A 19,537-nucleotide genomic window follows, 5' to 3' on the forward strand; every position below is an offset into this window, starting at 1 on the left:
CCGAGGCGATCCCCGGCAGGGAATGTCGGCGAGTCATCAATCTTGCTCAGCGGTATCGCCGTCAGTTCGGCCTGGTCCACCATGCCGGGATGTCATCCACTCGCCTCGTCCCCCTCCTCGGTGCCACCGTGCGACGACAACGACACTTGCGCGAGCTGAGCCAGCGCGAGCTTGCCGAACTGACCGGGGTCAGCCAGGCGGCGGTGGCCCGGATCGAAAGCGGCGACCGGGCGCCCAGCATCCTGGTGTTGGAGCGGTTGCTCGCCGCCATGGATGTCCAGTTGGCCGTCGGGGTCGAGCCGCTCGACGCCCACCTCGACGCCCGGATCGCCGAACTGGCCGCCCGACCGCTTGCCGAGCGCATCGACGAGCTCGGCCTGGATCGGGCGCTGGACCGGCTCGCCGACTTCCCGCAGGTGATCACCGGAGGCACGGCGGCGCTGTTGCAGGGCGCGCCGGTGCCCGTCGACGCACTGGAGATCGCCGTGCGTTGGCACGACTCGGAACGGTTCACCCGCTGGCTGGAGGCGGCCTACGGCCAGCGGTGGAACGCCCGTTGGGGTGAGTTCGGCGGGGTGCGGTTGGAGCCCGAGCAGCAGGGCGAGCACGTCTGGTCGACCCGCTACGGCGAGATCAGGGCGACGATGTGCGACGAGCTGCCCGAGACGATCGAGGTGCGCCACGCTGGACGGGGTTACCGGGTGGTGCCGCTGGCCCAACTGGAGCTGACCGACCCGCGAGCCGGCGACCTGCTGCGCCGCTACCGGGCCCGGCAGCTAGCCAGCGGCCGCTGAACCGGCGGTGCGCTCCCAGTCGATGGTGGGCAGGCCGGCGTCGGCGAGTGCCTTGTTGGCCGCGCTGAATGGGCGGCTGCCCAGGAAACCGCGCGGATTCATCGGACTGGGGTGCCCGGCCTCCAGCACCACGTGCTGCGGGTTGGTGACCAGGGCGGCCTTCTTGCGCGCGTAGCCGCCCCAGAGCAAGAAGACCACCCGGGAATCCAGCGCGTCGAGCGCCCGGATCGTGGCGTCGGTGAACTCCTCCCAGCCGCGGTTGGCGTGCGAGCCGGGCGTGGCCTCACGGACGGTGAGGACGGAGTTGAGCAACAGCACGCCCTGCGCCGCCCAGCCACTGAGGTTGCCGCCGCGCGGCTTCGGCACGCCGAGATCCTCGCCCAGCTCCTTGAAGACGTTGCGCAGCGACGGCGGCACGGTCACGCCCTCGCGCACGCTGAAGCTGAGCCCGTGCGCCTGCCCCGCCTTGTGGTAGGGGTCCTGCCCGAGGATCAGAACCCGGCAGTCGGCCGGCGCGCAGAGCCGGTAGGCCGAGAAGAGGTCCTCGACCGGCGGGAAGACGGCGCGGGTTGCGTATTCCCCCCCGACGAACGCGGCCAGCTCCGCGGTGCGGGACGGATCGAGGTGCGGGGTGAGCGCGGTACGCCAGCCCTGCGGCAGCAGCGCCGGCAGGTCCAGGGTGGGGCCGTCGTGGGACATCGGCAACCTTTCGTAGTCGATCGCCATCTTCCTACCAGTCGCCACCGACACCGCACGGCCCCGGTCACCGAGCGACGACGCGGAGCCGACCCACGAAAGTTACCGTAGAGTAACTTACTGGCGGGTCACTTAAGGTATGGGCCGCTGTTAGCTTGCGTTGGACGATGCCCCTTCAGCCCTAGCGCTCCGGATCGGCCGGGCCGGCGCCCCTCGTCGACAGTGGCGAGGGGTGCAGGGCCGCCAGGCGCCGCGCCCAGTCGCCGCCGACCGGGTCCAGCTCGACCACCCGCGTGTCGTCGTCGCGGCGGTCGATGCGCACCCGCAGGTGGGCGTCGACCAACTGCTCGACCAGGCCCTCGCCCCACTCGACCACGGTCACCGACTCGTCGATCGAGGCGTCCAGGTCCAGATCGTCGATCTCGGCGCGCGGGTCGGTGGCGTCGCCCAGCCGGTACGCGTCGGCGTGCACCAGGGCCACCCGACCGCCGCGAGCCGGGTCGGGTCGGTGCACCCGGGCGATCACGAACGTCGGCGAGGTGATGTCCCCGAGAACCCCGAGCCCGACGCCGATGCCCTGGGTGAGCGCGGTCTTGCCGGCGCCCAGCGGGCCGGTCAACAGCACCAGGTCACCGGCGCGCAGCAGCCCGGCCAGCCGGCGGCCGAACTCCCGAGTGTCTTCGACGGTCGACAGCTTGACGACGTGACTCACCGTTCCTCCGCGCTCTCCAGTGACTCGAGGAACCGCGCCAGCGCGGCGTTGACCTCGTCCGCGTGCTCCAGCATCACCACGTGTCCGCTGTCCTGGATCTGCACGAACTCGGCGTGCGGCAGCCGCCGGACGATCTCCTCGGAGTGGGTCACCGGAGTGATCATGTCCTTGTCGCCGACCACCACGAGCACCGGTGTGTCGGCCAGCGCCGCGAGCGCCGGGAAGCGCGAGTGGGTGGCCAGGGTTCGCAGATAGCGGGTCACCGTGTCGGCTGACGTCCGGGAGTTCATCATCTCCACGTAGGACACCAGTGCCGGGCTGGGCTTGCGGGTGCCGAAGCCATACTTGCGGGTGAGCAGCCAGGCCACGTTCGAGGTCGACTTGCGGGCCTTGTCGATCACCGGCCCGCCGTACCGGGTGGCATTGCTCACCATGAACAGCACCGGGCCGCCGACCCGGCCGAGCAGCGCCGGCGCGACCAGCTTGGTCTCCGCGATCAGCCCGCCCGAGGTGGCCATCAGCACGGTGCCCACCACCCGGTCTCCGAACAGCTCCGGGAACAACTCGGCGAACGCCATGATGGTCATGCCGCCCATCGAGTGGCCGACCAGCACCAGCGGCCCGTCCGGGGCGGTCCGGTCGATCACCTGACGCAGCGTCCGGCCGAGCACCGCGAGGTCGTACTCGCCGGTCTCCAGCCGGCCGGACCGGCCGTGACCGGGCTGGTCGTACGCCACGATCCGGTAGTCGCCGCGCTCGGCGAGCATCTGCCGCTGGAAGTGGAACGTGCCCATGTCCAGGCAGAAGCCGTGCACCAGCACCACCGTCGGATGTCCGGAGACCGGGCGGGTCGGCTCGACCACCTCGACGTGGATGTCGGTGCCGTCCGGCAGCTCCAGTCGGAACGCGTCGTCGTACCGCTGCTCGTCGAACTTCTCGTGCGCGTAGCGGTCGGCCGGGTCGGCCTTGAGCCGGCGGACCAGGGTGCGCTCGGTCGCGACGCCGGCGGCCAGGCCGGCCGCGGCCACCCCGACCGCGGCACCGACGATTCCGGCGACCCGGCCAGCCGCGGTCCGCGGACGCGGGATGCGCCTCGCGCTCACGGCCGCTCGCCGTCGTAGACCCGGGGCACCCGGGTGCCGCCGAACCGCGTGACGATCTCGTAGTTGATGGTGCCGGCCGCTTCGGCCCAGTCGTCGGCCGTCGGCTCGCCGTTGGCGCCGCTGCCGAAGAGCGTCGCCACGTCGCCGTCGGCCACCGGGTCGTCGCCGCAGTCGACCACGAACTGGTCCATGCAGACCCGTCCGGAGATGGTCCGCCGCGCGCCGGCGAGCTGCACCGGCCCGCTGTTGGACGCGTGCCGGGGCACCCCGTCGGCGTATCCGAGTGGCACCACGGCCAGGTTGGCGTCGGCCTCCGTGGTGTAGGTGTGCCCGTAGGAGACACCGGTGCCGGAGGGCACCCGCTTGGTGAGCATCACCCGGGCCCGCGCGGTCATCGCCGGGCGCAGTCCGTACGTCTCGCCGGCCACCGGGGAGAGTCCGTAGACGGCCAAGCCGGGGCGGACCAGGTCGAAGTGGGTGTCCGGGCGGGTCAGGGTCGCCGCCGAGTTGGCCAGGTGCCGCCAGCGCGGGCGGAGCCCGGCCCGCTCGACCATGGCCAGCCCCTCGTGAAAGACGGCCAGTTGCCGGTCGGTGGTCGGGTGGCCGGGCATGTCCGCGTACACGAAGTGGCTCCACACGCCGACCACCTCGACCAGGCCGTCGGCCTGCGCCTTGGCGGCGGCGTCCAGCAGCGCCGGCCAGTCCGCGACGGTCGCCCCACCCCGGGAGAGCCCGGTGTCGATCTTCAGGTGCAACCGGGCCGGGCGCTCGGCGCGCCGGCTCGCCTCGACCATCTCGTCCAGTTGCGGCAGGCTGGCCGCGGCCAGGTCCACCCCGGCGCTGACCCCCTCGTGCAGCGGCAGCCCGGGAGCGAGCAGCCAGGCCAGCACCGGCGCGGTCACTCCGGCCCGGCGCAGCGTGAGCGCCTCGTCGAGGGTGCAGACACCGAGCCAGTCCGCCCCGGCGTCGAGCGCGGCCCGGGCGGCCGGAAGCATGCCATGGCCGTACCCGTCGCCCTTGACCACCGCCATCAGCTCAGCGGTGGTGCCGGAGCGGAGTCGACTCACGTTCTCACGGATCGCGTCAAGATCGACGCGTACCTCGGCCTGCCACATACGCCCAGCCTACTTTCCGCCGTGATCACCGCGGGCGGCGACGCACGTCCCGGACACCGATCCGGTCGTCTCGTCCACAACCGTCTCGATCAGCCCAGCCGGGCGATAACCGGACGCAACGCGATCGCCACGTCGGGCGCGGTCACCGGCCCGCCGCGGGCCGCCTCCCGGCCGGCCAGCCCGTGCAGGTACGCCGCGGAGGCCGCCGCCCGCTCGGGGGGCAGGCCGGCCGCCAGCAGCGAGCCGAGCAGCCCGGCCAACACGTCGCCGGTGCCGCCGGTGGCCAGCGCCGAGGTGCCGGTCGGGTTGACGTACGCCCGACCGTCCGGGGTGCCGATCACCGTGCGGTCCCCCTTGAGCAGCACCACGGCGTTCATCCAGGCGGCCAGCCGCAGCGCGGCGCCGACCCGGTCGGCGCCGGGCTCCTCCCCGCAGAGCCGGCTGAACTCCCGATCGTGCGGGGTGACCACGATCGGCGCGTCCCGACCGCGCAGCTGGTCGGCGAGCGAGCCGTCCACGAGCAGGGTCAGCGCGTCGGCGTCGAGCACCACCGGCACCGGCGCGGCCAGCACGGCGCGCAGCTCGGCCGCCGCGTCCTCGCCGGTGCCCAGCCCGGAGCCACAGACCCAGGCCTGCACCCGGCCCGCCTCGGCGACCCGCTCGGTGGCGATCACCGAGGGGTGCTGGTGCAACACCTCCGCCTTGGCGCCGCCGGCGTAGCGGACCATGCCGGTCGGCCCGGACAGTGCCCCTCCGACGGAGAGCACCGCCGCGCCCGGGTAGGTCGCCGAGCCGGTGGCCACACCGACCACGCCCCGGCTGTACTTCTCCGACGCCGGGCCCAGCCGCGGCCACCAGTCGACCACGTCGGACCACTCGGTGACCCGCATCGCCGGGGTGCCCCGCAGCCACGGCCGCAGCCCGATGTCGACCAGCTCCACCTGCCCGGCCAGCACGGCGGCGGGGCCGACGACCAGGGCGGGCTTCAGCGCGCCGAAGGTCACCGTCACGTCGGCGCGGACCGCGGTGGGCCGGCCGGACACGGCCAGCGGTACGTGCCCGGTGTCCACCGCCACCCCGCTCGGCACGTCGACCGCCAGCACGGTGGCCCGGCCGCCGTCCCGCCCACGCAGCTCAGCGAGGCGCTGCACCACCTCGTCGGCGTTCGCCCGCAGCCCGCCCGTGCCGCCGATGCCGACGATGCCGTCGAGGACCAGGTCCACCAGGCCGACCGGTCGGTCCACCAGCCGGCCACCGGCAGCCCGCAGCGCGGCCAGCCCTGCGGCATGCGCCCGCCCGGGGGCGAGCAGCAGAGCGGACACGGCGACGCCCCGGCGGGCCAACCGCTCCCCGGCGTACAACGCGTCGCCGCCGTTGTCACCGGAGCCGACCAGCAGCAACACCCGCCCGCCGTACAGACCACCCCGCTCGGCGAGCAGCAGCGCGGCCCGGCGGGCCAGCCCGGCAGCGGCCCGCTGCATCAGCGTGCCCTCCGGCAACGTGCCCATCAGTCCCGCCTCGGCCGCCCGTACGTCAGCCACCCGCCACACCGGTCTCATGCCACCGTGTCCCATTCCCCTCGCGGGCGGGCCGGGACGGCCCACCCGACCGACGTCACCGTTCCGCGACCACCATCGCCGACGCGATCCCGCCGTCGTGCGACAGCGAGAGATGCCAGCGGTTGACCCCACGCTCGAGCGCCACCGCCGCGACCGTGCCGGAGACGGTCAGCCAGGGGCGGCCGTCCGGGTCGGGCACGATCTCGCAGTCGTGCCAGCTCAGCCCGGACGGCGCGCCGAGCGCCTTGGCGACGGCCTCCTTGGCGGCGAAGCGGGCGGCGAGCGACTCCGGCGAGCGCGGGTTGCCGGAGCGGGTGTACCGCTCGGCCTCGGTGAAGAGCCGGTCGGCGAGCAGCGGCGTCCGCGCCAGTGCCCGGGCGAACCGGTCCACCAGGACGACGTCGATGCCGACAGCGACGATCACCAGTTCACCCTACCGGCGGCGAAGGCGGCAGATTAGCCGTCGGGCCCGCGGTGGGCAACGCCTGTGGACAGGCCGGGGTACGGCCGCAGCCGGCTGTCCACAGGGCACTTCCGGGCGTCCGTGCCGCGCCTAGCGTCGGCGCGTCGATATCGATCGTCCACGGGGGTGTGGTCATGACCGAGGAGCCGTTCGCCGTCCGGCCGGAGGAGCTGCGCGCCGTGGCCGTCGCGCTCGACAACGCTGCGCACCGCTTGGCGCTGGGCCTGGCCGGGTTGCCCGGGCTGCTGGTGCCGGCGCCCGAGTGGCGGGCCGCCGCCGCCCTGGCTGAGCTGGAGGCGGCCGGGCACGCCTGGCTCTGCCGGCTGGGCACCCGGGTGGCGGCGACCGGCGGTGGGGTCCGGGCGGCGGCCGAGGCGTACGAGACGGTGGACGACCGGGCCGCCGGCCGGTTCGCCGGCCTGCCCAGGTGACCACCGTCGGCTACCGGCAGCTCTGGGCCGCGGACCCGGGCGGGTGGCGGGTCGCCGGGGCGGCGTGGGCCGGGTTGACCGGGCCGGTCGAGCGGCGCGCCGGCGAGCTGGGTGGGGCCGCCGGGCGGCTGCGGGACTGCTGGTCCGGTCCGGCCGCCACGGCGGCGGACGCCCGGCTCGCCGGCCTGCGCGACGAGCTGACCTCGGTCGTTCCCGCGTTGATCGAGGCCGACCAGGTGCTGGCCGAGTTGGCCGGCCGGCTGGTGGTGGCGAAGGCGCGGCTCGGCGAGGCGGTCGCCCTGGCCGATGCGGCCGGCCTGGTGGTGGACCGGGCGGGCGGGGTGCACGTTGATCCGACCCGGGCGCGGCCGACCGAGCGGGCCGGCCAGGCGGCAGCCCGGGTGGCGGCGGCGCTGCGGGACGCGCTCGACCGGGCCGGGGCGGCCGACCGCACGGCCGCCGACCGGTTGGACGAGTTGGCCCGCGCCGCCCGCTCCGGCTGGGCGTCCCCGCCACCGCCCGGCCGCCCGGCTCCCGGTGCCGCGCCGGCCCTGGTCCGAGCCTGGTGGGCAGGGTTGACCCCGGCGCAGCGGCGGTGGCTGGTCGGGCACGAGCCGACCCTGGTCGGCCGCCTGGACGGGGTGCCGGTGGCCGCCCGCGACCAGGCCAACCGGCTGCGACTCGGTGCCTGGCGCGAGGAGTTGCTGGCCGAGCGGCGACGGTTGCTGACCCGGGTGCCGCCCGGGCCGGCCGCGTCGGTCCGGCTGCGCGGGGTGGCGGCGCGGCTGGCCGGGCTGGAGGCGCTGGCTGGGCGGCTGGTGGCGGCCGGGGAGCCGCGGGCGTACCTGCTCGGGCTGGACCCGGCCGGGGAGGGGCGGGTGGTGATGGCACTCGGCGACCCGGACCATGCCGACCGGGTGTTGACCTATGTGCCGGGGATGACGGCGGGTCTGGACGACGCCCCCGGCGAGCTGGGCCGGGCGGCGCGGGTCCTGGACCGGTGTGCCGCGCTCGCCCCGGGTGAGCGCAGCTCGGCGGTGCTCTGGCTGGACTACGACGCACCGGACTTCCTGCCCGAGGCGGCCTCGGTCGGCCAGGCCCGCGACGCCGGGCCGGCGTTGCACCGCTTCCAGGAGGGGCTACGGGCAAGCCACGAGGGACCGCCGGCCCGGCAGACCGTCCTGGGGCACAGCTACGGCTCGCTGGTGGTGGGCATGGCGGCCCGGGAGCACGGGTTGGCCGCCGACGCGCTGGTCTTCGTCGGCTCGCCCGGGGTGGGTGCGGCGCACGCCGCCGAGTTGGGCCTGCCGCCCGGGCAGGTCTGGGCCAGCAGCGCCCCCGACGACGTGATCCGGCTGGCCCGCCCCGCCGACGAGCTGGCCCGGCGGGCGCTGCTCGGCGCTGCCCCGCTCGCCGCCGTACTCGGCTGGCCCGACCGGGGCGGGCACGAGCTGTGGTTCGGCCACGACCCGGCTGATCCCGGGTTCGGCGGGCGGGTCTTCCCCAGCGACCGGCGCGGGCACGCCGGCTACTGGGACCCGGGCAATCCGGCGCTCGACGGGATGGCCCGCGTCGTGCTGGGCCGCTGACGGTGGCCACTTGCCGGCGGCGAATGCCGGGCTCGCCCCGTTTGGCGGTCTCCTCGGCCAGGTCGCCACCGCCACCGCCACCGCCACCGCCACCGCCACCGGCACCGGCACCGGCACCGGCTCGACAAGAAGCCCCGGCCACCGCAGGTGCGGCGACCGGGGCTCCGGAGGTCGGGCCTCGGTTACTCGACGGTGACCGACTTGGCCAGGTTGCGGGGCTGGTCCACGTCGTGCCCCCGGGCAGCGGCGATCTCGGCGGCGAGCACCTGCAACGGCACCGTGGTGACCAGCGGGGCCAGCAGCGTCGGCGTACGCGGCACGTAGATCAGGTGGTCGGCGTACCGGACGACAGCCTCGTCGCCCTCCTCCGCGATGACGATGGTCCGTGCGCCGCGCGCCCGCACCTCCTGGATGTTGGAGACGACCTTGTCGTGCAGCATGCCGCGGCCGACCGGCGAGGGCACCACGCAGATCACCGGGGTGCCCTTGTCGATCAGCCCGATCGGGCCGTGCTTCAGCTCGCCGGCGGCGAAGCCCTCGGCGTGCATGTACGCCAACTCCTTGAGCTTGAGCGCGCCCTCCAGGGCCACCGGGTAGCCGACGTGTCGGCCGATGAACAGTATCGTCGGCTCGGACTTCAGCTCCCGGGCCAGCTCGCGGACGGGCTCGATGCGGTCCAGCAGCTCGCGCAGCTTGCCCGGCATCTCCTGGAGCTGAGCCACCACCGCGCCCACCTCGTCGGCGAACTTGATCCCGCGCACCTGGGCCAGGTGCAGGCCGATCAGGTAGCAGGCGACGAGCTGGGTGAGAAACGCCTTGGTGGAGGCGACGGCGATCTCCGGCCCGCCATGGGTGTAGAGCACGGCGTCCGACTCACGGGGGATGGTCGAGCCGTTGGTGTTGCAGATCGCCAGCACCCGGGCCTTCTGCTCCTTGGCGTGGCGCAGCGCCATCAGGGTGTCCATGGTCTCGCCGGACTGCGAGATGACCACGATCAGCGTGGAGCGGTCGAGCACCGGGTCGCGGTAGCGGAACTCGCTGGCCAGCTCCACCTCGCAGGGGATCCGGGTCCAGTGCTCGATGGCGTACTTCGCCACCATCCCGGCGTGGTAGGAGGTGCCGCAGGCCACGATGAAGATCTTGTCCACGTCGCGCAGATCCTGGTCGCTGAGGCGGACCTCGTCGAGGGCGATCTCACCGGTCTCGGTGAGCCGGCCGAGCAGCGTGTCGGCGATGGCCTGCGGCTGCTCCTCGATCTCCTTGAGCATGAACCAGTCGTAGCCACCCTTCTCGGCGGCCGACGAGTCCCAGTCGACGTGGAAGTCCTTGCCGCTGGCGGGCTGGCCGTGGAAGTCGGTGATCTCGATGCTGTCACCGGTGATCAGGACGATCTGGTCCTGGCCCAGCTCGACCGCTTCCCGGGTGTGCTCGATGAACGCGGCGACGTCGCTGGCCAGGTAGTTTTCCCCGTCGCCCCGACCAACCACGAGCGGCGAGTTGCGCCGGGCGCCGACGACCGCGCCGGGCACCGAGGCGTCGACGGCGAGCAGGGTGAAGGCACCCTCCAGCCGCTGGCAGACCACCCGCATGCCGGCGGCGAGCAGCTGCGGGCTGTCCGGCTGACCGGCTGCGCGCAGGTCGGCCAGCGCGGCGGAGAGCAGGTGGGCCGCGCACTCGGTGTCGGTGTCGCTGGTGAACTGGACGCCGTCGGCCTCCAGCTCGGCGCGCAGCTTGGCGAAGTTCTCGATGATGCCGTTGTGGATCACCGCGACCCGGCCGTCGGGGGCGAGGTGCGGGTGGGCGTTGCGGTCGGTCGGGCCGCCGTGGGTGGCCCAGCGGGTGTGGCCGATGCCGGTGGTGCCGTCACCGATGCCGATCGGGCTGGCCGCGCAGGAGGCCGGGTCGTCGGCGGCCCGCTCGGAGAGCACCTTCTCCAGGTTGGCCAGCTTGCCGGCCTTCTTCTCGATCAGCAGCTGGTCATCGCAGACGATCGCGACGCCCGCTGAGTCGTAGCCGCGGTATTCCAGCCGCCGCAGCCCGTCGAGCACGATGCCGAGTGCGGGGCGCGCGCCCGCGTATCCCACGATTCCACACATGGCCCGCAGCCTAACCCAGTTTCGCTCATCATGGTTGCTCGAAAGTCGGCTAAACGAACATTGAATTTGAGCGAACATCCGACGCAGTGCGCCGCCCTGGCCGAATCGCCGGCCGGGCGTGCGACAACACGGGCGTTCGCCGCTCCCCGCCTACCCGTACATTGAGGGCCGCAACCGGCCGGCGGGCGACAACCTCGTCCCGCCGGGGCGGCAGCCTCGCCCCGGCGCCGTGAGCGCGGTGCCCGGGACCGGACGGGGCGGCAGCCGCCTCGGCTGAGCGGCCGGTTGGACCGCTGTCCGCCGTCCGTAAACTGACGGCCGCCGGCCGAGAACCGCGCCGGTCACCCTGAGAGCGGAGTAGTCATGTCCGAGGGACCGTCGCCCTCCGATTCGTTCACGCCTCCACCGACCCCCGTGCACCCGCACTCCGGCGATCCGGCTCCCCTGCCGGGGCACCCCGGTTCGGCGCCGGGTGGGCGCCGGCAAACGGTGATCGCCGCGGCACTCGCCGCCGCGCTCCTGCTCGGCGGCGGTTTCGGCGTGTACGCGTCCTTCCGCCCGGACGACCAGCCGCCTCAGGGTGACCCGGCCGCCGGCGCTGGCGTCCCGGATGCCCCCGCTGCCGCGCCGGCGCCGACCCCGTCGGCCAGTCCCGCGACGACCCCGTCCGCCGGTCCCGGCCAGATCGAGGTGGTCTACGAGGTCACCGGGCAGGGACGGGCCGACATCCTCTACTACGACGCGAACGGCGAAGGCATCTGGCTGGAAGGGGCCGCGCTGCCGTGGCGGACGAGCATCCGCACCGACCACCGGGACCAGGTGATGGTGCAGGCTGGCAAGACCGTCGGCAGCGGGGAGCGGATCGCCTGCTCGGTCACCGTCGAAGCGGGCAGGCCGGTGACCGAGGAGACCAGCAGTGCGGGATGGCGGGCGAGCTGCTTCGGCTGAGCGGCCGTGTTGAACCGACAGCGCTGGCCCGTAGGCTGACGCAGGTGACGACGAGCACCGATGTCGACCCGCTGGTGGCCCGGATGCGGCCGTTCGGCACGACGATCTTCGCCGAGATGTCCGCCCTCGCCGTACGGACCGGGGCGGTCAACCTCGGCCAGGGCTTCCCGGACACCGACGGCCCACCCGAGATGCTGGCCGCGGCGGCCGAGGCGCTGCGCGGCGGGCAGAACCAGTACCCGCCAGGGCCAGGCATCCCGGCCCTGCGTGCGGCGGTCGCGGAGCACCAACGGCGGTTCCACGACCTGGCGTACGACCCGGACGGCGAGATCGTGATCACCGCAGGCGCGACCGAGGCGATCGCGGCCAGCATCCTCGCTCTCTGCGAGCCGGGCGACGAGGTGGTCTGCTTCGAGCCGTACTACGACTCGTACGCCGCCTCGATCGCGCTGGCCGGCGCGGTCCGGCGGCCGGTCACGCTTCGTCCCGCCGCCGACGGCCGGTACGCCTTCGACCCGGCCGCGCTGCGCGCGGCGTTCGGCCCCCGCACCCGGCTGGTACTGCTCAACTCGCCGCACAACCCCACCGGCAAGGTGTTCACCCCGGCCGAGCTGGCAATGATCGCCGAGCTGTGCCAGGAGCACGGCGCGTACGCGGTCACCGACGAGGTGTACGAGCACCTGGTGTTCACCGACGCGGCGAGCCCGCACGTGTCGCTGGCCAGCCTGCCCGGAATGCGAGAGCGAACGCTGCGCATCTCGTCCGCCGGCAAGACCTTCTCCTGCACCGGTTGGAAGGTCGGCTGGGTGAGCGGTCCGGCGGCGCTGGTCTCGGCGGTGTTGCGGGTGAAGCAGTTCCTCACCTTCGTCAACGCGGCACCGCTGCAACCGGCGGTCGCCGTGGCGCTGGCCCTGCCGGACGACTACTACACGGGCTTCCGGGACGGGCTCCAGCAGCGCCGTGACCAGCTCGTCGGCGGCCTCACCGACGCCGGGTTCGAGGTGCTGGTGCCGGAGGGGACGTACTTCGTCACGGCCGACGTCACCGCCCTGGGCGGCCGGGACGGGGTGGAGTTCTGCCGCTCGCTGCCGGAGCGCTGCGGCGTGGTGGCCGTGCCCACCCAGGTCTTCTACGACGACCAGGAGGCCGGCCGGCGGCTGGTCCGGTTCGCCTTCTGCAAGCGTCCCGAGGTGCTGACCGAGGCGGTCACCCGGCTGCGCGCTCTGAGCCCGAGCCACTGACCGGCCCGGGGAGGGCCGACCCGGGGTCGCTCGACGACTGATCCGCCGTCGATGTCGCGAGCCGGGTCAGCAGTTGGCCCTCGTCACCGAGCAGCACCGACTCGGCGTCGTCCACGAACGACAGGTCCGCCGTCACGTGCCGGCTTGCCGCCGTGAGCAGCAACCCGACCACCGGGTCTTCGACGGCACGGCGTAGGCCGTCCAGATTGCGCAGCTCGCGCAGCAGGTGCCCGCGCTGGTTGCTGAGCACCGCGCGAACCGTGGCTGCCGAGCCGGACCGGGCGGCGGCGGTGACCTTGAGGAAGAAGTCGTCCCGGAATCCGCCGCTGCGCGGACTCGGCTCGGCCAACCACCGCGCCAACTCCGCGCGGCCGTCCGGGGTGATCTCGTAGACCACCCGGTCCGGCTTGATCGGCTGCGGTTGCCGTTCGGCGACGACCAGCTCGTCCCGGGAGAGCCGGTCGAGGATCTGGTAGAGGTGGCCGATGTTCAGCGGCCCCCACTGCGGGCCGACGGCTGCCTCGAACGCGCCCTTGAGCTGGTAGCCGTGGCTGGGGCCACCAGCGAGCAGGGCGAGGACGGCGTGCTGGATCGCCATGTCACCTCCGGTACGGGTCTTGCATTGTCACAATGTATCGCGCAGAGTGGGAGACAGCACACGGGGAGGCGCGACATGCTCGGCTTCATCTGGAGACAGCTGCGCGGCCGTGCGGGGCGGTCGGTGGCGCTGTTGGTCGGCGTGCTGGTGGCCACCACCGGCTTCGTGGTCCTGACCGGCGCCACCACCACCTCCCACCTGGACGTCATCGGCACGGTCGAGCGCAACACCCAGGTCGCCTACGAGATCCTGGTCCGTCCGAAGGGGACGCGCACTCCGCTGGAGGCCGAGCGCGGGCTCGTCCGCCCCAACTATCTCTCCGGGCTCTTCGGCGGCATCACCGCCCAGCAGTACGAGCAGGTACAAGCGGTCCCCGGCATCGAGGTGGCGGCCCCGATCGCGATGCTCGGCTATTCCACCACCCTGCTACCGACGCCGATCGACCTCACCGACGCCGTCGACCGATCGCTCGATCGTCAGGTCATCCGGGTCGACCCGACCTTCCACGCCGAACGCGGTCTCTCCAGCGCGCCGGGCAAACCCCGGTACGTGTACGTGACCACGAAGCCGCTGATCTACCCCCGGCTCGACGGGGAGATCGACAGCAGTGCCACGCCGTACTCCGATGGGCGGTCGTACCCCTGGTCGGACACCTGTGGGCTTACTACCCGGGAGGTGCAGCCGGACGGGCGCAGCCTTCCCATCTGCGATCCGCAATTCGCCCTGCTCGGAAACCCGGGCACGCTCTCCGAGCGCGAGCACTGGTCCCTGGACGCCGTGCAACTGCTGCCCGACGGCCGGTTCCAAGGCCCGCCCTACCTGCTGGCGACCGACCGGGACGGCTCCTCGACACCCGCCGACCGGCTGGTGCTGGCGTACGACCTGACCGTGCCGTTCCTCCTGGCGGCGGTGGACCCGGCGGCCGAGGAACAGCTGGTCGGCCTCGACGATGCCGTGGTCACGGGCCGAGCCGTCCGCGTGGACGACACGGTCGCCGTCAGACGCCTCGGCACGGCGGAGAACCACGAGGTGCCGGTCCTCGTCACCAACCGACCCTTCATCGACGAGTCGCTGGCGGCCAGATTCACCCGGCTCGCGATCAGTCCCGTCGGCGTGGAGGCAATCGACCTGGAAAAGACGTTGAGCCGCCCTGGTGGGACTCCGGCCGGGTCCAGCCGGTACGACCTCACCGCCGGCCACCAGGCGATGCTGACCGAGGAGCTGTCGCCGGCCGGGTGCTGTGTCGGCCAATTGCAAACCGTCGTGCAGTCGGCCGACGTGCAGTACGACCGGCTACCCGACGGCAGCCTGCGCGCTCGCCAGCAGCCGCCGGGCAACCCCGAGGTGTACGGCGAAGAGGAAGCCTTCAACCCGATGCCCCGGCCCTGGCTCGCCGACGACAGTGGTTCGCGATCGGTACGGGCGCTGCCGCTACCCACGGGCGGAAACACCCCCAATCGCTTCTGGCGGGCCATCGGTGTCTTCGACCCGGGCCGGCTGACCGGGTTCAGCGACCTCGGCCAACTGCCGCTGGAGACCTACCAGGCCCCGATGGCGCAGGGTGCCGACGACCGCAGCCGGGCAGCACTGGGCGGTCAGCCACTGGCGCCCAGCGGCAATCCCGCCGGCTACCTCTCGGCGCCGCCGCTGCTCCTCACCAACCTCGGCAGCGTGCCGAAGCTCCTTCAGGGCGGCGGCGGGCCACAGGCCAGGGCGCCGATCAGCGCGATCCGGGTGCGGGTGGCCGATGTGGGCGGCTACAGCGAGCATTCCGCCGAGCGGGTCCGGCTGGTCGCCGAGCAGATCGCGGCACGCACGGGGCTGGACGTCGACATCACGCTCGGCTCCTCGGCCGCACCACAGACCGTGGAGTTGCCCGGCGGCTCGTTCGGACGGCCGATGCTGCGGCTGACCGAGAACTGGTCGGCACTCGGCGTGGCATCGGTCATCACGCAGGCGGTGGACCGTAAGAGCCTGGTGCTCTTCGTGCTGGTGCTGGTGGTCTGCGTGCTGTTCCTCGGCAACGCGGTCAGCGCTGCCGTCCGCGACCGGCGCTCCGAACTGGCGGTGCTCTCCTGCCTCGGCTGGCCGGTCCGTCGGATCGCGGCGCTGATCCTCGGCGAGGTCGCCCTGCTCGGGCTCATCGCCGGCCTGTTGTCGCTGACGCTCGCGGTGCCGCTCGGGATGGCGCTCGGCATCGACGTCGACTGGCGGCGGTCGGCCCTGGCCGTACCCATCGCCCTGCTGCTCGCTCTGGCCGCGGGCCTGGTGCCGGCGCTGCGGGCCGCGCGCGCCCACCCGGCCGCCGCCCTCCGCCCGATGGTCGCTCCCGCCGGCTGGGCACATCGGCCGCGGACCCTCTTCGGGCTGGCCCTGGTCAACCTGGCCCGCACCCCCGGGCGCACATTCCTCGGTGCCGGTGCGCTGGCGATCGGGGTGGCCGCGCTGACGCTGGTCGCCGCCGCCACGTGGGCGTTCCGGGGCGCAATCGTCGGCAGTCTGCTCGGCGACATGGTCTCGCTGAGCGTGCGCGGCGCGGACACCGTGGCCGCTGCCGCCACGGTGCTGCTCGGTGCCGCAGCGGTCGCGGACGTGCTCTACCTGAACATCCGCGACCGGGCCGCCGAGCTGGCCACCCTGCGCGCGATCGGCTGGACCGACGCCGAGCTGGGCCGGCTGGTCGGCTACGAGGGGCTGGCGCTGGGGATCGTGGGGGCGACGACCGGAGCGGCGATCGGCCTGGCCAGCGCGGGCTGGCTGATCGGCGACCTTCCCGGCGCGCTGGTCCTGGTCGCCGCGCTGACGGCGCTGGCGGGCGCGTTGGTCAGCGCCGTCGCCGCGCTGGTGCCCGCCGCTCTGTTGCCGCGCCTGCGGCCCGCCCGACTACTGGCAGAGGAGTAGCAGATCATGAGCGAGCAGAGCGGCAGCGCGATCGCGGTCGACCACCTGATCCGACAGTTCGGCACCGGCGCGGACCGGTTGACGGCCGTCGACGACGTGTCCCTGACCATCGCGGCCGGTTCGGTGGTCGCGCTGACCGGGCCGAGCGGGTCGGGCAAGTCGACGCTGCTACACCTGATCGGCGCGATCGAGCAGCCCGACGAGGGCACCGTCACCGTCGACGGCGTGGTGGTCAGCAGCCTGCGCAGGGCGGCGCTGGCACGCTTCCGGCAACGGGTCGGCTTCGTGTTCCAGCGTTATCACCTGCTGCCCGCGCTCACCGTGCTGGACAACGTGATCGCGCCTGTCCTCCCCCGCCGGGGCCGGGCCGATCACGCGGCCCGAGCCCGGGAGTTGCTGGACGCGGTTGGCCTGGCCGGGCGGGAGCGCGCCCTGCCGGCGCAGCTCTCCGGCGGTCAGCAGCAGCGAGTCGCCATCGCCCGGGCGCTGATGGGCGCACCGGGCCTGCTGCTGGCCGACGAGCCCACCGGCAACCTCGACTCGACCACCGGCGGGCAGATCCTCGACCTGCTGCTCGACCTTCGCGACCGGCACGGCATGACCATCCTGCTGGCCACACACGAACAGGCCATCGCCGCCCGCTGCGACCGACTGGTCCGTCTGAACGACGGACGCGTCACCGAGGACCTGGACCTCACCGACGGCGAGGACCCGGCCGAGACGTACGAGCGGGCGGCCCGGCTACGGCTGTGACGCCGCAGCGGTACGGCGGTTTCAGCCGACAGGGCTGGCGGTGCGGACCTGCTCGGCGATCCGCTCGGCGACCTCGCGGGCGGTCTGCTCGGTGGCCGCCTCGACCATCACCCGGACCAGCGGCTCGGTGCCCGACGGGCGCAGCAGCACCCGGCCGGTCTCGCCCAGTTCCGCCTCGACCCGCTCGACCTCGGCGCGTACGGCCGGCGCGTTGGCGCCGACGGTCCGGTCGCCGACGGGCACGTTGATCAGCACCTGGGGCAGCTTGGTGACCACCGAGGCCAGCTCGGCCAGGGACCGGCCGGTGGCCGCCATCCGGGCCATCAGGTGCAGGCCGGTGAGCACCCCGTCGCCGGTGGTGGCGTGGGCGGGCATGACGATGTGGCCGCTCTGCTCGCCGCCGAGCGCCAGCCCGGAGCCGCGCAGCTCCTCCAGCACGTACCGGTCGCCGACCTTGGTCTCGATCAGCCGGATGCCCTGTGCGGACATGGCCAGCCGCAGCCCGAGGTTGCTCATCACGGTGGCCACCAGGGTGTCCTGGGTGAGCGTGCCGGCGTCCCGCATGGCCAGCGCGAGGATCGCCATCACCTCGTCGCCGTCGACCTCGTCGCCGTCGGCGGTGACCGCCACGCAGCGGTCGGCGTCACCGTCGTGGGCGATGCCCAGGTGGGCGCCGTGCTCGACCACGGCCTCGCGCAGCGCCTCGATGTGGTTGGAGCCGCAGTCGTCGTTGATGTTCAGCCCGTCCGGCTCGGCGTGGATCGCCACGACCTCCGCGCCAGCCTCCCGGTAGGCGACCGGGGCTACCTCGGCGGCGGCGCCGTTGGCGCAGTCGACCACGACCTTGATCCCGTCGAGCCGGTGCGGCACGGTGCCGACCAGGTGCTGGACGTAGTGGTCCGCACCGTCGAGCAGGTCGTGCACCCGGCCGACGCCGGCGCCGATCGGCCGGTCCCAGGCGGTGGTGGCGTTCGTCTCGACGGCCGCCTCGATCTGCATCTCGATCTCGTCGGGCAGCTTGTGCCCGCCGGCGGCGAAGAGCTTGATGCCGTTGTCCGGCATCGGGTTGTGTGACGCGGAGAGCATCACGCCGAGGTCTGCCTTGGCCTCTGCGGTGAGGTACGCCACCGCCGGGGTGGGCAGCACGCCGACCCGCACCACGTTGGCACCGGCGCTGGTGAGCCCGGCCACCACGGCAGCCTCCAGCATCTCCCCGCTGGCCCGGGTGTCCCGGCCGACCACCGCGAGCGGCGGATGGCTGCGGTCCGTCTCGGCGAGAGTGTGCGCGGCGGCCACGGCCAGCGCGAGCGCCAACTCGGGGGTGAGATCCGCGTTCGCCCGCCCGCGTACGCCGTCCGTGCCGAACAACCGACCCATAGCCGCCAACCTCCGATGACACTGCCGTTAAGGAGAAAGCGGAACGGCCGGCCCACCTCCCCGTTGGAGGGGAGGCGGACCGGCCGTCCGTCAGAAGTACAACGCGCTGGCGAAGATCAGCGCTTCGAGTACTGGGGAGCCTTACGGGCCTTCTTGAGGCCGTACTTCTTGCTCTCCTTGACCCGGGCGTCCCGAGTGAGGAAGCCGGCCTTCTTCAGGGCCGGGCGGTCGTCCGGCTCGTTCACGATCAGCGCCCGGGCGATGCCCAGCCGCAGCGCGCCGGCCTGGCCGGTGGTGCCGCCGCCGCGCAGGTTGGCGATGACGTCGAACTGCTCGGGCTTCTCGGCGGTGACCAGCGGGTCCTTGATCAGCTGCTGGTGCACCTTGCTCGGGAAGTAGGCCTCAAGGTCGCGGCCGTTGCAGGTGATCTTGCCGGTGCCCGGAACGATACGGACCCGGACGATGGCCTGCTTGCGCCGACCCACGGTCTGGATCGGGCGGTCACCACGCGGCGCGCGGGCGACGGGCGCGGGCGCCTCGGTGGCCTCGGGGGCAACCTCGGTCTCGGTGATGTCGGTCATGCTGCTTCCTTCGCCCGCGCTCACTGCGCGATCTGCTTGATCTCGAACGGCATCGGCTGCTGAGCGCCGTGCGGGTGCTCGGCACCGGCGTAGACCTTCAGCTTCTTGATCAGCTGACGGCCGAGCTTGTTGTGCGGGAGCATCCCCTTCACGGCCAGCTCGATGGCCCGCTCGGGGCGCTTGGTCAGCAGCTCGTCATAGCCGACCTGCTTCAGACCACCCGGGTAACCGGAGTGGCGGTAAGCAACCTTGGTCTGGCGCTTGTTGCCGGTCAGCGCAACCTTGCCCGCGTTCACGATGACGACAAAGTCGCCCGTGTCGACGTGCGGCGCGAAAGTCGGCTTGTGCTTACCACGCAGCAACGTGGCGGCGTGGGTGGCCAGGCGGCCCAGCACGACATCAGAGGCGTCGATGACGTGCCACTGACGCTCGATCTCACCCGGCTTCGGGCTGTACGTACGCACAGGTCTACCTTGTCTCGTCGTCGGTCTGGGGTCGCGCGCCGAGGTGACCAGATCTTGCAGGCCGGACCAGCGCGCACGAACGACCAAGCGTACCTGATAGGGCACGCCTCTGGATG

General features: G+C 73.2%; 18 protein-coding genes. 7 read left to right on the forward strand and 11 right to left on the reverse strand.

Annotated features, from left to right (window positions below):
* Positions 1 to 89 precede the first annotated feature (89 nt).
* Complete coding sequence (locus tag ACFY29_RS18725; protein ID WP_386987710.1) at positions 90 to 794, forward strand: helix-turn-helix domain-containing protein; 705 nt, start codon at positions 90 to 92, stop codon at positions 792 to 794.
* On the opposite strand, the gene ung is transcribed toward ACFY29_RS18725, so the two are convergent.
* The 6 genes from ung to ACFY29_RS18755 form a co-directional block, all read right to left on the reverse strand.
* Positions 777 to 1,493, reverse strand: a complete 717-nt coding sequence (gene ung, locus ACFY29_RS18730) for a uracil-DNA glycosylase (protein WP_386987713.1) — start codon at positions 1,491 to 1,493, stop codon at positions 777 to 779. The two genes, ACFY29_RS18725 and ung, sit on opposite strands and share 18 nt — an antisense overlap.
* Before the next feature lie 178 nt (positions 1,494 to 1,671).
* Positions 1,672 to 2,202, reverse strand: coding sequence for a tRNA (adenosine(37)-N6)-threonylcarbamoyltransferase complex ATPase subunit type 1 TsaE (tsaE, locus tag ACFY29_RS18735; protein WP_386987716.1), 531 nt, complete (start codon positions 2,200 to 2,202; stop codon positions 1,672 to 1,674).
* Positions 2,199 to 3,305 (reverse strand): alpha/beta fold hydrolase, encoded by a 1,107-nt coding sequence (locus tag ACFY29_RS18740; protein ID WP_386987719.1) that lies wholly within the window; start codon positions 3,303 to 3,305, stop codon positions 2,199 to 2,201. The genes tsaE and ACFY29_RS18740 overlap by 4 nt, the downstream gene beginning before the upstream one ends.
* Positions 3,302 to 4,420, reverse strand: coding sequence for an alanine racemase (gene alr / locus ACFY29_RS18745; RefSeq protein WP_386987722.1), 1,119 nt, complete (start codon positions 4,418 to 4,420; stop codon positions 3,302 to 3,304). The genes ACFY29_RS18740 and alr overlap by 4 nt, the downstream gene beginning before the upstream one ends.
* Positions 4,421 to 4,509: 89 nt before the next feature.
* Complete coding sequence (locus ACFY29_RS18750; RefSeq protein WP_386987725.1) at positions 4,510 to 5,979, reverse strand: NAD(P)H-hydrate dehydratase; 1,470 nt, start codon at positions 5,977 to 5,979, stop codon at positions 4,510 to 4,512.
* Positions 5,980 to 6,034: 55 nt separating this feature from the next.
* Positions 6,035 to 6,403 (reverse strand): holo-ACP synthase, encoded by a 369-nt coding sequence (locus ACFY29_RS18755; protein WP_355609788.1) that lies wholly within the window; start codon positions 6,401 to 6,403, stop codon positions 6,035 to 6,037.
* 173 nt (positions 6,404 to 6,576) lie between these two features.
* On the opposite strand from ACFY29_RS18755, the gene ACFY29_RS18760 reads away from it, so the two are divergent.
* Together ACFY29_RS18760 and ACFY29_RS18765 are read left to right on the forward strand one after the other, a co-directional pair.
* Positions 6,577 to 6,873 (forward strand): hypothetical protein, encoded by a 297-nt coding sequence (locus tag ACFY29_RS18760; RefSeq protein ID WP_386987728.1) that lies wholly within the window; start codon positions 6,577 to 6,579, stop codon positions 6,871 to 6,873.
* On the forward strand, positions 6,870 to 8,462 hold the full coding sequence (locus ACFY29_RS18765) for an alpha/beta hydrolase (protein ID WP_386987731.1): 1,593 nt from the start codon (positions 6,870 to 6,872) through the stop codon (positions 8,460 to 8,462). Before ACFY29_RS18760 ends, ACFY29_RS18765 begins: the two co-directional genes overlap by 4 nt.
* Positions 8,463 to 8,644: 182 nt before the next feature.
* On the opposite strand, the gene glmS is transcribed toward ACFY29_RS18765, so the two are convergent.
* Positions 8,645 to 10,558, reverse strand: coding sequence for a glutamine--fructose-6-phosphate transaminase (isomerizing) (glmS, locus tag ACFY29_RS18770; RefSeq protein ID WP_328420414.1), 1,914 nt, complete (start codon positions 10,556 to 10,558; stop codon positions 8,645 to 8,647).
* Positions 10,559 to 10,921: 363 nt separating this feature from the next.
* Here glmS and ACFY29_RS18775 point away from each other — a divergent pair, with 363 nt between their 5' ends.
* Positions 10,922 to 11,506, forward strand: a complete 585-nt coding sequence (locus tag ACFY29_RS18775; RefSeq protein ID WP_386987735.1) for an MmpS family transport accessory protein — start codon at positions 10,922 to 10,924, stop codon at positions 11,504 to 11,506.
* Positions 11,507 to 11,589: 83 nt separating this feature from the next.
* Complete coding sequence (locus ACFY29_RS18780) at positions 11,590 to 12,747, forward strand: pyridoxal phosphate-dependent aminotransferase (protein ID WP_355609877.1); 1,158 nt, start codon at positions 11,590 to 11,592, stop codon at positions 12,745 to 12,747.
* Here the strand turns inward: ACFY29_RS18780 and ACFY29_RS18785 are convergent.
* A complete protein-coding gene (locus ACFY29_RS18785; RefSeq protein ID WP_355609798.1) occupies positions 12,713 to 13,345 on the reverse strand; it encodes a PadR family transcriptional regulator in 633 nt (210 codons plus the stop codon). The genes ACFY29_RS18780 and ACFY29_RS18785 overlap by 35 nt on opposite strands.
* A gap of 75 nt (positions 13,346 to 13,420) precedes the next feature.
* Between ACFY29_RS18785 and ACFY29_RS18790 the strand changes: the two genes are divergently transcribed.
* Positions 13,421 to 16,246, forward strand: a complete 2,826-nt coding sequence (locus ACFY29_RS18790) for an FtsX-like permease family protein (RefSeq protein ID WP_386987739.1) — start codon at positions 13,421 to 13,423, stop codon at positions 16,244 to 16,246.
* A 6-nt stretch (positions 16,247 to 16,252) separates the two neighbouring features.
* On the forward strand, positions 16,253 to 16,999 hold the full coding sequence (locus ACFY29_RS18795; protein ID WP_328420422.1) for an ABC transporter ATP-binding protein: 747 nt from the start codon (positions 16,253 to 16,255) through the stop codon (positions 16,997 to 16,999).
* A 21-nt stretch (positions 17,000 to 17,020) separates the two neighbouring features.
* On the opposite strand, the gene glmM is transcribed toward ACFY29_RS18795, so the two are convergent.
* The 3 genes from glmM to rplM form a co-directional block, all read right to left on the reverse strand.
* The gene (gene glmM / locus ACFY29_RS18800; protein ID WP_328420424.1) at positions 17,021 to 18,376 is read right to left on the reverse strand and encodes a phosphoglucosamine mutase; all 1,356 of its coding nucleotides are present in this window, start codon (positions 18,374 to 18,376) and stop codon (positions 17,021 to 17,023) included.
* Between the two features lie 116 nt (positions 18,377 to 18,492).
* On the reverse strand, positions 18,493 to 18,957 hold the full coding sequence (rpsI, locus tag ACFY29_RS18805; RefSeq protein WP_328420426.1) for a 30S ribosomal protein S9: 465 nt from the start codon (positions 18,955 to 18,957) through the stop codon (positions 18,493 to 18,495).
* A 20-nt stretch (positions 18,958 to 18,977) separates the two neighbouring features.
* Positions 18,978 to 19,421 carry a 50S ribosomal protein L13 gene (gene rplM / locus ACFY29_RS18810; protein WP_109815637.1) on the reverse strand — a complete coding sequence of 148 codons (444 nt, stop codon included), beginning with the start codon at positions 19,419 to 19,421 and terminating at the stop codon, positions 18,978 to 18,980.
* Positions 19,422 to 19,537: the final 116 nt, after the last annotated feature.

This window comes from Micromonospora sp. NPDC000668 (assembly GCF_042897975.1).
Lineage (GTDB): Bacteria > Actinomycetota > Actinomycetes > Mycobacteriales > Micromonosporaceae > Micromonospora.